Annotated in this window: 10 protein-coding genes and 1 pseudogene; 10 read left to right on the forward strand and 1 reads right to left on the reverse strand. The window is 38.1% G+C overall.

The features are described from left to right. Positions 1–167 precede the first annotated feature (167 nt). From ACI1P1_RS06900 to ACI1P1_RS06915, 4 genes and pseudogenes are all read left to right on the forward strand, one after another. Positions 168–1,010, forward strand: a pseudogene (locus ACI1P1_RS06900) (AlbA family DNA-binding domain-containing protein); the annotation flags it as partial. Between the two features lie 87 nt (positions 1,011–1,097). Next, complete coding sequence (locus ACI1P1_RS06905) at positions 1,098–1,511, forward strand: hypothetical protein (protein WP_416215630.1); 414 nt, start codon at positions 1,098–1,100, stop codon at positions 1,509–1,511. A gap of 147 nt (positions 1,512–1,658) precedes the next feature. Continuing rightward, positions 1,659–1,838, forward strand: a complete 180-nt coding sequence (locus ACI1P1_RS06910; protein WP_416215631.1) for a hypothetical protein — start codon at positions 1,659–1,661, stop codon at positions 1,836–1,838. Positions 1,839–1,983: 145 nt separating this feature from the next. Then, complete coding sequence (locus ACI1P1_RS06915; RefSeq protein ID WP_416215632.1) at positions 1,984–3,414, forward strand: hypothetical protein; 1,431 nt, start codon at positions 1,984–1,986, stop codon at positions 3,412–3,414. 86 nt (positions 3,415–3,500) lie between these two features. Here the strand turns inward: ACI1P1_RS06915 and ACI1P1_RS06920 are convergent, their stop codons facing one another. Then, entirely contained in the window at positions 3,501–4,523 is a 1,023-nt protein-coding gene (locus ACI1P1_RS06920; protein ID WP_416215633.1) for a DHHA1 domain-containing protein, read from the reverse strand. Positions 4,524–4,804: 281 nt separating this feature from the next. Here ACI1P1_RS06920 and ACI1P1_RS06925 point away from each other — a divergent pair, with 281 nt between their 5' ends. From ACI1P1_RS06925 to ACI1P1_RS06950, 6 genes are all read left to right on the forward strand, one after another. Further along, positions 4,805–8,413, forward strand: coding sequence for an AAA family ATPase (locus ACI1P1_RS06925; protein ID WP_416215634.1), 3,609 nt, complete (start codon positions 4,805–4,807; stop codon positions 8,411–8,413). A 63-nt stretch (positions 8,414–8,476) separates the two neighbouring features. Further along, positions 8,477–8,899: a hypothetical protein gene (locus ACI1P1_RS06930; protein WP_416215635.1), complete on the forward strand. Its 423-nt coding sequence runs from the start codon at positions 8,477–8,479 to the stop codon at positions 8,897–8,899. Between the two features lie 926 nt (positions 8,900–9,825). Then, positions 9,826–10,254, forward strand: coding sequence for a MarR family winged helix-turn-helix transcriptional regulator (locus ACI1P1_RS06935; RefSeq protein ID WP_416215636.1), 429 nt, complete (start codon positions 9,826–9,828; stop codon positions 10,252–10,254). A 145-nt stretch (positions 10,255–10,399) separates the two neighbouring features. Further along, complete coding sequence (locus tag ACI1P1_RS06940) at positions 10,400–10,591, forward strand: hypothetical protein (protein ID WP_416215637.1); 192 nt, start codon at positions 10,400–10,402, stop codon at positions 10,589–10,591. Between the two features lie 274 nt (positions 10,592–10,865). Then, a complete protein-coding gene (locus ACI1P1_RS06945; RefSeq protein WP_416215638.1) occupies positions 10,866–11,597 on the forward strand; it encodes an NADPH-dependent F420 reductase in 732 nt (243 codons plus the stop codon). Positions 11,598–12,059: 462 nt separating this feature from the next. Further along, complete coding sequence (locus tag ACI1P1_RS06950; protein WP_416215942.1) at positions 12,060–13,160, forward strand: MFS transporter; 1,101 nt, start codon at positions 12,060–12,062, stop codon at positions 13,158–13,160. Positions 13,161–13,164: the final 4 nt, after the last annotated feature.

Genomic DNA, 13,164 nt, shown 5'->3' on the forward strand with positions numbered 1-13,164 from the left:
TATATTCTTGGGAAAATCTTGGGGATAGGGTAGGATTTTCTTGTTTGATGTAGAATTTTTACTGTAAATATATAGTGCGTTATACATAAGGTTATAGTGAGGTGCCAATGGATAAGATTTCTGAATTAATTGAGTTCGGCTATGAGTGCGATTAACTAGACTTTAAAGAGAAGCAATACCATAGAGACAAGAGTATGGACTTACTTATGGATATAATGGCGATGGCTAATTCACGGCATAATGGAGAAAAATACATCATTGTTGGAGTCAAGGATCGACCAGAATGTAAGGAGATAAAAGGAATAGATCCGCAAGAATTTATAGATTCGTCTAATTATGTGCAGTTAATTCTGAATAATATCGAACCGGAAATACAGTTTGATTATTTCAAATATGAATATAAAGGTTCGGTGCTAGGTGTTTTTAAAATTTATAAAACAGACAATAAGCCATACATGATAAGGAAGAAATTTGACAGATTGAACGAGGGATATTGTTTGATTCGCAAAGGAAGTACGAATACGGTGGCTAAACGCAGTGACTTTGATTATATGTATTTAAACAAAGGACTGTTCGAGATAAGATTTCTAGAACATTCATTACACGCCGTACATGATGCAAAAGGTTGCGCATCAATAGAAGTAGTATTGGCGAATACAACAGAATTGCCTATTACAATAATCGGGGGCACGTTGTACATTCGCAATGATCAAGGAAAAGAGTTATCAAGGCATCACGTGTATGGATTGGATGAATTTATTGGAGCGGATTTCAAATTAGCATTGCCACCAAAGTCAGAAGTAGTTGGACATTTGATGGTTGGTTTTGAGTCGTCAGATCCTTTTAGACTAAATATTGATGAATACGGCATATGCGCTGAGCAATTTGATTTTGAACTTCTGCTAGTTGATGCACGAGAAAAACGATATTCCGCAACAATGAATAAAGCAAGTGTTTTTGTAGACGGCGACTTTCTTTGGAAGGTGAAGCAACAAATTATTTTGAATTAACGCTTAGGGATAGCCGCGGTAGGCTTTCGAACCTGGATTGCTCGTAATGACAAGGGGATTACTTACAAAAATAAGAAGCTGATTGAAATGGAGACTGTAGTCAGTTCCTTAAGAAATGAAAAAATTATATCTTCGTTTGAAGAGGCGTATCATGCTGCCCAACTAATTGATTGTATTTGGTTTAAAAACGGGAAATTGATGCCTGCTGTAATGGAAGTTGAACATAGCACAGGTGTTACAAGCGGATTAAACAGAATGATGAGGCTAAAGGATGCTTTACCGCCATTCTTAACCAGATACGTTATTGTAGCCCCTGACGAATTAAGGGAGAAAGTATTTAGAGTAGCCAACGAAGAACAATTTAAGGATCTAGATACAAGGTACTTCCCTTATTCAGCCGTTGATGAATTATACGCTTTATGTCAGCGAAGAAAAATCCGCGGCGTCACAGAAGAATTTCTTGATTGTTATATGGAACCTACACTCCAACGCTTAGCTTAGGTATTCCAAATATTGGTTGAGAATGTTTAATGAAAATTTGGTATGATATAAAAAACATATGAAACGGAAGAACCGTATTCAATTTGACCCGTTATGTGAGTCGATTTTGAGTACGGTTTTTTTGTTGTTAAAAGGAGAGCGAAAAGAATGGCTAAAAGAGCAACCGATCATGAACTTAAAAATTTGGTGGAGACGAAACGGGTAGTGCGGATAATGATGGGCGGGAGAACAGAACATGAAGGGGTAATTATAGGATTTAATGATATGAGCATCCAAGTCATAGATGGATACTTTTTAAGGGATAACATTTTGATTTTGAAACCCTAACTTTTGATCTTTATTATAGTGATAGATTTTCTTTTAATAATTCAGGAAAGAATTTACTGTATTATCCAACCATTTAAGATACAATAGTGGGGGGTATTTGAAAACGATGCCGATAAATAATCTATACATATATGAGGTGGTAAAAATGTCAGAACAAGAAGTAACGGTAGTGTCAGGGAATCAATCTAATCCTTCAATAATAACTTCAAGCGGTTTTCAAGCATATTTAAAGGGATTGGGTCTCCCATCTGATGGAATTTTAGTCTCGGATCACGAGAGAAACGTCATGGCAATAAATCTGCCAATGACTTTAGGTCAAATACCACCTGAATTAAAAAAGGACGCTAGGTACCTTTCCAAATTTGTTGCAAGTTCGGCAATTGGTTTATATGATGCTTCACTAAACTATTTATGGAATGAAGTAATCCTTTCACTAAGGGAAAAAGTAAACTTATACGGTTTGGATTTATTTTATGATGCTGCTGTAGGTGGAGAACTTCGAGAGACCTATTCCAGTTACGAAGACCTTGGAAGTATCAAGGATGTAGTCTTAATTGACACATGTAAAAAGTTGGAGTTAATTTCTGACATCCTTCATGAAAAACTTAAGCATATTTTATTTATGCGGAATCATATAGGGGCCTCCCACCCAACAGACGAACCAATATCGACACATGAGTTACTAGGTTGGTTAGAAGTATGTGTTACTCAAGTTATTGCTGATAGACCGTCTGAAGCCGCTATATTTATTCAGCAATTAGTTACAAATCTCAGAAATGAAAGCCTGGAAATTAGCGAAGCAAGCGTTAAGCAGATAAGTGATACATTGCAACAACAGAATCGAGCAATTGCAGGTAATTTATTAGTAACCCTGTTTGGGATATTTACAAAAAAAAATACCCATCCTAAAGTAAGGGAAAACATATTAACATTAGCCCCAATTGTTTGGGATTGTAGCCGTGATGATAAGCGGTATGAAGTGGGGCTTAAAGTTGATAAGTATTCAATAAATTTGGATACAGAGACAACGGCATTAGCAAATAGCTTTTTGCTTAAATGTGACGGAATGAATTACAAAAGTGAAGGGACTAAGTCTAGGGAAATTGATATTCTACTAGATCGGCTTTTAAATGTTCATGAACAACGTGATAATTTTCACCACGAAGTGCCGATAGCAAAGGAAATAAAAAACTATATTAAAGAAGAAAGCGATATTTTGGAATACTTTGAGGATAAATTAATAGAAGCAATTTTGATTTGCAGAATTGGTAACGGTACTTGGTATCACGATGGAGTTTCTCCTATGGCAAGACCAATTTACGATTATATAATAAGTTTATTAAACTCCAAGAGGGTCAATAAATTAGTGAAGCTGCTCTCAGGACCTACTTTGCGAGTTCAATTATCCTACGATAATTGTAGAAGTCATGTAAAAGCAATACTTGGTTTAATCAATTTAGATCTACAGGAACCAAGAACTAAAGAATTAATCGAATTAATTTTAACAAACTTAGATGCAGCAAAAACAAGAATCTTTCAAATTAAAGAAATACAGGAATGTATGAAATACTTATAATTGATCACCGCTTGTTCTTAAATAAGTGAGGGTTAAGGCCATAATTTCCAACAAAGAAGCAGAATCCTAAATCGATTCTGCTTCTTTTAACAATATTCTGTAACAATAAACTCCTTTTTATTGTGGTTAAATGAAGGCTTATAGAGAAAATCAATCCTCTGGTCGGGTAGAGCGTTGAACTGGTTGTTGTGGTAAAACAGGATTGCTTTATTTTTTTTCGTCTTAATGTTCATATGGGCATCTTGTTTACCGAACGGTTTCCATTTCGTGATGATGGTATCTTTGGAGTAATAAACAGGTTTACGGTTTCCGTTTCCGAATGGCTCCAACAGAAAGAGATCCTCGTACATTTCGTCTTGGAATTGATCGATATTTATTTCATGATCAAATGTTATGCTAGGACGAATAGCGGGTTCTAGTAAGGCGGATTGTTGGATTTCATAACGGAAAGCCGATAATCTTTCAACCTCAATGGACAACCCTGCAGCGGCTTGATGCCCTCCAAAACTCTTTAAATTTCCTGATGCACGTTTGATAGTTTCAATGATAGAGAAGCCTGAATTCGGCACACTACGAGCCGATCCTTTGCCTTCCTGAGTAATAACAATGGATGGCTTTTTGTATTTTTCGGTTATCCTTGATGCCAAAATTTCGATAATCCCTTCGTGTAATTCTCCTTGAACCACGATCACTTGGTTTTCGTGAAGGTTTTGACTTTGGATGCGGGCATCAACCAAAAAGAACTGGTCAGCCGTTATGACTTTTCGCCGCTCATTGTAACTGATCAAATCCGCTATGGTCCGTTCATCAGAGGCTGAAACTAGTAAAAGTTGAACAGCTTTATTAGGATCATCAATTGGTCCGATCGCATTAAAAATAGGGGCTATTTTATAGTAGATGGTATCACAAGTAAACGAACGGACAAAAAGTTGCCGAGTTAATTCTCTAAATACAGGCGAAGGGGTTTGTTTGAGCTTCATCATTCCGAGCTTGGCTATGATTCTATTTTCCCCCTGTAGCTGCATGAGATCCGCCATCGTACCTAAACAAGCATACTCAATAAACTCCCCAAAAAAATCACTCCATGCTCTTCCTGAGTGCTGAAACAAAGCTTGTACAAGCTTAAAGGAAACACCAGCTCATTGGGAAGCGTTGCTTTGATGCACATGATTAATTTCATGCCGTCGCTTACATGCAATCCTCATTTCAAACAGTTCCCTTAGGGGAGCTGTTTTTATTTTTTATATACCAATATTTTTTCTGGACGATTTTATAAGATCACAGGTCAACGAACATGGGATTTACCCCCTTTAATTCCCAATAAAGAAGGTATAGGCTGTTTTAAAATCGAATACCTAGTGTTATTAGGCGATTAGAAGGGATGACTATCATGCATTTAACGGTAAGAATGGCTTGGCATGATAATAAATGGAATGGTAAGGTTTGCAGTAACCCTGAGGAAAATGTATATTGCACGGGAACTAATTCATTATTATCTGATCGGATAGCTCAAAACAAAAATGTTGATCTCGAAAAGGAGTATTCGGAAACCGATATTCAGTTGCTTCCAAGTGAGTATCAGGTTCCTTGTTATTGGTCACTGAATGCTTTTTCTGATACTGATAAGCCCATTCTCCATTCACACGCGTTCACGGGCATAAAACACAAAATACCAGAAACATTAAAGGCATATTCCGTATTTACTTGGCCTTTCAAACTTTCTTTTGTTCACAATGATGAAAATAAGAAAAAATACGGAAATTACCCGCCAGACCTTGAGAAACGGGTAGATAAATTCATTGAGAAATTTCCTGAAAAACAATCAATAATATTCTTTTATGCCAATTATGACAATCCTGTTTCCGCAGATGAGATGAAATACTTATTATTGGGTTGTTCATTGATATCAGAAAAGCCACAAAAGACATGGTTCCCGCTATCCAAAGAGGAACTTGATTATTACCGCAAGAAACCACAAAACAAGTACTTCCCAACATTAAATTGGTCTCTTCAGTTTACACATGCTTTCAAAGACTATGGGATATTATTGCCATACCATGAGTATTTGCGGTATATCGAAGAGAATCCCGCTGATGAAGAGAAGTTATCGGAAATAAAAGCTGTAGTTGACGAACCTTCCATTATCCCTGCTTTTAAATATGTAGCAATGGACATGGATGATGATAAGTGTTTGTTCCTCTTATACAAGATCAGAAAGTCACTGCATAAAATTGAGGAACATGGATTTGTAGCCGATCAAGATGAAACAAAAACATATCTTGATCGGATAAATAAATTAATACAAATTGCTTGGAGCAACCGCGGTCTTTATCCGTCCTTAAAACACATATTTAAGTACTTTGACATGGATGAAGAAGCAGCTTCCCGTGTTTCAACCATTATTAATGAACAAGCTAGGACATCTCCCTTATCAGAGGTTTTTAATCAATTACGCGATGGCGATGTTCCTGACTACTTAGAGGGATTTGAAGATGAGCTACTAGAGGTATTGGATACCTCTTTATTCATAAAAAACATTGAAATATTTAAACGATTAGCGCTCGTTAATTTAACTTGTAATCAAATCGAAAAAATCATTAAAGATCAGCAACTTTTGAAACAATTTTATAATAATCCTTACTCTCTTTACGAAAGGTACCTTCCCGACGAAATTGATTTGGACAATACCGAATCTACAGATGAAGAAATAGATTTTTATAAGATCGATTTAGCTTTTATGCCTGATATTAAGTTCCTTAAGAAGGACAAAGCTTTACAAAAGATGAAGCCAGATAGCCCTGAACGTTTACGTGCAGTGATCACAAGCCATTTGTACCAAATCGGGAGTGGTTTAGGTCATTGTTATGATTCCGATACGAATATTCTCAAAGTGATCAAGGAATACCCGTTATTCTATAAATCGGACATCAAAATCGACGAAGAATCTTTGTTGTCTCTTGAAGACGAGTATAAAAATCACTTTCAAGAACGGTTATTTATGCTCCGTTCAGGGGGAAGTCAGTATTACTACTTAAAGGAAGCAAAATTTGCTGAAGACGCAATTAAACAAGCCTTTGAAAAATTGGCAAAAATACAACACAAGTCTATTCAATTAGATTTCTCTGATTATATTCAGAGTAGCATTCAGAGAATAAAAGAGAAAAACCCACATTTCGATGATAAAACATTCAGCAATGAAAGAGGTCTGTTGTATCGGAATGTTTTAAAGCAAGCATTTTATATTTTGACGGGAAGAGCAGGGTCAGGAAAAACAGAGGAAACTAGCAAAATCATTTCCACACTTACTTCAAACCTCAACGAAAAGGTTGTTGTTTTAGCTCCAACAGGGAAGGCTGTATTGCGTATTGCCGAAAATCTAAAAACCAGAGGACTCTCAACTTATGTAACGCCCAAGACAATAGATAAATTTATATTTGAAAATGGTTTTAAAGAGTTATTGTTTTCAACAGATTATTCAGGAATCTTGGAGTTGGAAAATGCCAAAAAGATCAGACTTGATAATCTTATTATTGACGAATGTTCCATGGTAGATCTCTTCAAGATGGCTATTCTTTTCAGCATTATTGATCTTGACAGTGTCAAACGGATCATTTTGGTTGGGGATGAGTATCAACTGCCTCCCATTGGTTTTGGTAAGCCATACAAAGACATCATTGAACACGTGAGTGTGTCCGAGTTTAAAAATAACCACTATATTCGATTAGAAAGTAACTGTAGAATTATGGAGTCCTCTCCATCTGGTGATAATAAGATCCTTGAACTTGCTGAGATTTTTACTTCGCAGTCATCGTACTTCGAACCTATTCTAAGTGCTGTTGACCAAGATATCTTTGAGAGCGATGAACTGCACGTGTATAAATGGACAAACAAAGAAGACTTAGAACAAAAAATTTATCAGCAATTTGATCGTCTTATTGAACAATTTGGATATGACCCAAAAAAGGACACAATGAAAGCTCGATCTGCCGCGGTAAATCTTGCATTCAATTTATACGATAACGGTTGTGCTAAAAACTTTTCTTGCAAAGAAATAAAGTTAGATACCATCCAGTTGCTAAGTCCATACCGCTCAGGATATTATGGAACTCTATCTTTAAATAAGAACATACAAACCACCTATAGGGATGGCTATCCCAAGTGGAATAAAGTCTTTAAACATGGCGATAAGATCATAAGATTATTTAACTGGTATAACAAAAGAACAAAGGAAATGATACTATCTAATGGATCTATCGGATTAGTAAATTATAATAAGGATGCTGACAGATACTTATTTTCCGAGTTGGATTATCCATTAAAATGGATCGATAATGAGGATAATTTTGATTTGGCATATGCGATAACTGTACATAAATCTCAGGGTAGTGATTTTGAAAACGTATTTTTGGTAATCCCTCGTAAATATGCATTGTTATCTAAAGAATTAATTTATACCGCATTAACACGCGGCAAAACACGGCTGTTCGTATTCATTCAAGAAAACCAAGGAGAAAGTCTGTGGGATATTGCTCGCAAAACCTCTTTCGTGGACCGCCGAAATACATCTGTATTCTCAACTCCAACAAACAAAACGGGAACATTGCAACCAGCACCTGGAGTTTGGGTTGAATCAAAGGTTGAATACATCATTTACAAAGCATTACAAGAGAGTGGGTTAAAGTTCGAGTACGAAGAAAAACTTAAACTCCCTCATAGAGGTTTTTTTATAAAACCTGATTTTAAAATTACCCTTTCGGACGGTTCAGTAATCTATTGGGAACATCTTGGCTTATTGAACAAAGAAAGCTATGTAAGCAAATGGATGTTGAAAAAATCGGAGTACACCACTATGGGGCTGATGGGGAATCTGGTAACTACAGATGATTTAGGTGGAATTGATGAACAAAAGCTACTCTCGGTGATTGACCATATTCGACAAAAAAAACTGGTGAAATCATCCGATAATAGGTATTCGAATCATCATTATACTCTCTACTAAAGTTAATATTTAGGAATTGACCCTATTGGTCTTAAAAGTAAACTTTGAAAGGGGATACACACAATGCTTAATCAACGAGCAACAAAGTTAAATCTAGATATGAAAAAGGTATCAGCAGATCGCTTGCTATTGCATGACGAAGCTTCACGTGAGGCAGCGAATTATCTAAATGGACTAAAGATTACAAGTCAAGTAGTGGCTGGAAAGGCTGTTGCGAAAGGTTTTGACGTTCAGTCAAACTGTGGAATGTATGTCGGAGAGGTATATACAGCCGTTGCAATTGGTAGACATGGGGCAGGTACAAAGAAGAAAATTCGGAATGACCTTAATAAGTTAGCATCATCAGACGCGAGTTCAAAATACTTTTTTGTATTAGGTGATCCGATTCGACAAGAAGCTAAAAGTCAAATTGCATCAGATCCAGTACTTCAAAATGCTAACATAACAGTTCTACTATACGATGACCTAACTCAAACCTTTATATAGTTAACAAAGTCGGTTAGGTCCTTACACGGTTGCAGCAAAAGGATTAATGTAAAACATGGGTTTAAATAAAGATCAGTAGTTATCCTTTGGTATTAGAGAGAGTTGCTGAGCCAATATTAGCCTACATAGCAAATATAGTGAACGATTACCCGGATTTATCTTTCTTGATTTCGAAAAGTTTATTTGATTACGCAGGTGAGAAAGTAACAAATCAATCTAACTCTCTATATTTAATTACTGATGATCTGATTAGCATTTCAATATCGTTACAGAGAAATATATTGCATCGAAGCAAAGGAATTGAATTATTTGAAATGTTGCTATCCACGCTAGGGAGGCCAAAGAGGCACTGGAATTGTTAGAGCGACTCTGGGTTTCCACTACAACAAATGTGACAAGACATAGACCTCGGAGACGGAGAAAAGGAAAACCCATTTAATATTGTGTGTTTGGAACGATTTGAATCATAGCAAACGTAGTTATGAACGCAACAGAAAAGTTAGTTGACATTTTCAGAGTAAGAACTAATGAATTTTGGGACGTCACTATCGGTTTCCATATTTCTTTGCATGGTAATTTTAGGTGGTTCCCGACTTTTTACTTTTCATGTTTATCACGTGCCGCGGCAAACCCAATAAAATCAACAAAATTGGTTCCAGAGTTTTTTATCACCCGACACGAGCAAATCCAGGATGATTTCCTGATATTTGCCCGGCTTTTTTTATTAGACCAGGAAAATAAGGTTGTAGGCGGCATCTTACTGTTTGAAGAAAATAAAGTTCTAGACTGAAAAATAAAGTGTTAGACACGGAAAATAAAGATGTAGACTGAGAAATAGAGTATTAGACTAACGTTGACACAAACAATTTCATTGTGATATATTTAGTGGGCTAAATATTAATTCATGGACTGCTGAGGAGTTATTAATGACAAATACTGTTGATTGTGATATTCGCCAGTCGTTGGATAGAATTTCCTCACAAATGCGTCGAGATTATAGCGAGTCACTAAGGGAACTTAATCTTTATGTTGGCCAAGAGAATTTACTTTACCGTTTGTGGTTAGGCGATGGAATAACACAAATGCAACTGTGTGAACATCTAAAATGCGAGCCGCCTACGGTAACAAATATGGTTAAATACCTGGAGCAAAACGGATTTATATACCGTAAACGCGATCAAGATGATGCAAGAGTTATGAGAATTTTCCTAACCGATAAAGGCAAAGAATTAGAAAACCCGGTTGATATCAAATGGAAACAGCAGCAAGAAAAATTACTGCATTCCATTTTACCGGAAGAGCGCTTATTATTAAGGCGGCTCTTGAAACAAATGGAGAGTAACTTATTCGAATAAGTTATCTCTTGCACTTTTATTTAGCATGCTAAATAGTTAGCTAAAACTGCTCAAACAAGGGCTATCCATTCGAGACGTTCTTGTCCATGGGGTTATTAACTATCATCCCGTAGTTGCAGGTGTCCCCGTACAAGTTGCTGACTTCTTGGAAGAATGGTTTTTGGCGGGGACATGTGACGGTTTCTCGGTTGTTCCGGATATAGCCTATGATGGAGTTGCTGATTTTGTGGAACTGGTTGTCCCAATTTTGCAAGACCGCGGTTTGATCCGCAGAGAATATGAGGGCAAAACACTAAGCGATAAAATGGGCGTTCCTTACACCAATACGGAAGGCTAAAATAAACAATAATAAAAAGAGGAGAGGATCAAATGAATACAACATAATCAAGGATTTGCGAAAAAATAAACGATTTATTTTTATATACAAAGGCTGGATCCCGAAATGTGTTTTTGTTTGCAAAGATTATCTCATTGATTGGCTTGGTTATGGCAATCTTCATCCGCCGCGTCGTAGTAAATGGCGCGATGATGAAATCAATACATTGATATACAATGGCAAACCGACGAGACGATCGATGAGGCCAAATAAATCTTAGAATGGAGAAATGAAAATGAATTTTGGAATAATAGGTGCAGGACCAATTGCTTCGAACATCGCAAAAAAATTAGTTGGGAATGGACATAATGTCAAAATTTCAGATGCTCGCGGTATTGAACGGTTAGAAGGAAAAGAACTTGCAGGAACACCCGTGAGTGTAGAGGATGTAATTACAAATATTGATGTTCTAGTAATATCGATTCCATTCCATGCACTGCCAAGCATTCGCAACATTATTGATAAAGTTGGGGAGGAAGTAGTCATTGTTGACACTTCAAATTATTATCCTCACTTGAGCGGTAAAATCGAAGAAGTTGAGAACGGGATGGTTGAAAGTGTTTGGGTATCCAAACATTTAGGAAAACCCATCATTAAAGCATTCAACAATTTCTTAGCCTATACGTTAGAGCATCATGGAACTCCCGAAGGGACGAATGGACGCATTGCTATTGCGGTTGCTGGCGATGACCTATCCCATAAACAAATCATCATGGGTGTAGCAAACGATCTAGGCTTCGATGCCGTAGACAGTGGTTCTTTAAATGATTCGTGGAGACAACAGCCAGGAACCCCTGCGTACTGCACTGAACTTACAAAAGAGGAACTAGCTATAGCCTTAACTAAAGCGAATAAAGAAAAAGCCCCGTTCTTACGGGATCAGGTGAGAGAGAAGCTGACAGCTTCCCCAGGTGAATTTTCAATTAAAGAAATTGTTAAATTAAATAGAGAAATATACAATTCTTAAGATAGAAACCACTTATTGAAGTATTTAGTTAATGGCAGCGGCCAGTCTAGGACTTTATTATCTCGTCCTGGGCTGTCGCTTTTTTATTTTCTAGGGTTAGTCTAATACTTATTTTATCGAGTCTGAAGGGTTTAGCGACTCAATAAGCCCATGAAATAAATAAATCCAGTCTAATACTTTATTTTCTGCTGATACTTACGATACTGTCTCTTACCTTTAAAATCATGAAATTCCTATTGAAATAAAAGAATTTTCCTCGTAATTCACTTCATCCTCCTTTAATCATCCATGTAAAGAAGTGCTTTATTTATATATGCTTATACGAAAGCGAAAGCTTTTTGAGGGCAAAAAATAAATAAAGGAGATTGTTACGTGAACTCAAACCGTGCTCTTATAAGAAAAGGCTGAGCAAAGGTGCCGTCTTCTGCACGTCTTCCGTGGGGCGGGCTGCTGGCCTTGGCCATGGCAGGATTCATCTGCATTCTTACGGAAGGCCTGCCTGCCGGATTACTGCCGCAAATTGCAGAGGACCTTGGGGTCACAGAAGCTCTTGCCGGGCAATTGGTCACCCTGTATGCGGTTGGATCTCTTCTAGCCGCTATTCCTTTGACCACGGCTACCCGCGAGTGGAGGCGCCGGCCGCTTCTGCTGCTGTGCATCATCGGCTTTCTTGTTTTTAACACCATCACTGCGTTATCTACCGTTTATGTGCTGACGCTTGCCGCACGATTCTTCGCAGGTGTCTCGGCAGGTGTACTATGGGGGATGACGGCCGGTTATGCGCGGCGCATGGCGCCTGATTCGCTGAAAGGAAAGGCGATGGCCGCAGCCATGGTTGGCACCCCCCTGGCATTGGCGCTGGGCGTTCCGCTTGGCACTTTTTTCGGTGCATATACAGGATGGCGGTTCATTTTTGGAGCTGTATCCTTTTTGGCTGCTGCCCTTATTGGCTGGGTGCTCTGGAAGGTGCCGGATTATGCCGGTGAGCCTGCCAGTGATCAGCTCCCGTTTCACAAGGTTTTCCGGATTCCTGGGGTAAGGCCCATTCTGTTCGTCGTTTTGGCGTGGGTACTGGCTCATAATATTTTGTACACCTATATTGCACCGTATCTTGCGGAAACCGCGTTTGCCCAGCGAGTGGATTTGGTTCTTCTTCTTTTTGGAATTACCTCGGTTGTTGGCATTTGGGTGATCGGCATGCTGATTGACCGTTTTCTAAGAAAGCTGGTTTTGATCAGCATTACGGGATTTGCTCTGGCTTCTGCAGCCTTGGGAATCGGAATGGATCAGCCTGCTGTCATCATTCTTGGTGTTATGGCATGGGGGCTTACGTTTGGCGGGGCAGCCACTTTATTGCAAACAGCAATAGCGCAAGCTGGGGGAAAAAACGCAGATATAGCCCAATCGATGCTGGTTACCGCATGGAATGTGGCAATCGGCGGAGGAGGAATTATCGGCGGGTTTCTTCTCGAGCTGCTTGGAGCCGGATTCCTCCCGGGAGCATTAATCATCCTGCTGCTTCCCGCCTTGTGGCTAGCTAAAAAGCATGGTTTTCCTTCCTGATGAG

This window comes from Paenibacillus mesotrionivorans (assembly GCF_046098205.1).
GTDB classification, from domain to species: Bacteria; Bacillota; Bacilli; order Paenibacillales; family NBRC-103111; genus Paenibacillus_AR; species Paenibacillus_AR mesotrionivorans.

Coding starts and splice junctions, on each gene's coding strand:
- ACI1P1_RS06905 (WP_416215630.1), top strand. CDS start 1,098: ATGGAGACTGTAGTCAGTTCCTTAAGAAATGAAAAAATTATATCTTCG.
- ACI1P1_RS06910 (WP_416215631.1), top strand. CDS start 1,659: ATGGCTAAAAGAGCAACCGATCATGAACTTAAAAATTTGGTGGAGACG.
- ACI1P1_RS06915 (WP_416215632.1), top strand. CDS start 1,984: ATGTCAGAACAAGAAGTAACGGTAGTGTCAGGGAATCAATCTAATCCT.
- ACI1P1_RS06925 (WP_416215634.1), top strand. CDS start 4,805: ATGCATTTAACGGTAAGAATGGCTTGGCATGATAATAAATGGAATGGT.
- ACI1P1_RS06930 (WP_416215635.1), top strand. CDS start 8,477: ATGCTTAATCAACGAGCAACAAAGTTAAATCTAGATATGAAAAAGGTA.
- ACI1P1_RS06935 (WP_416215636.1), top strand. CDS start 9,826: ATGACAAATACTGTTGATTGTGATATTCGCCAGTCGTTGGATAGAATT.
- ACI1P1_RS06945 (WP_416215638.1), top strand. CDS start 10,866: ATGAATTTTGGAATAATAGGTGCAGGACCAATTGCTTCGAACATCGCA.
- ACI1P1_RS06950 (WP_416215942.1), top strand. CDS start 12,060: ATGGCAGGATTCATCTGCATTCTTACGGAAGGCCTGCCTGCCGGATTA.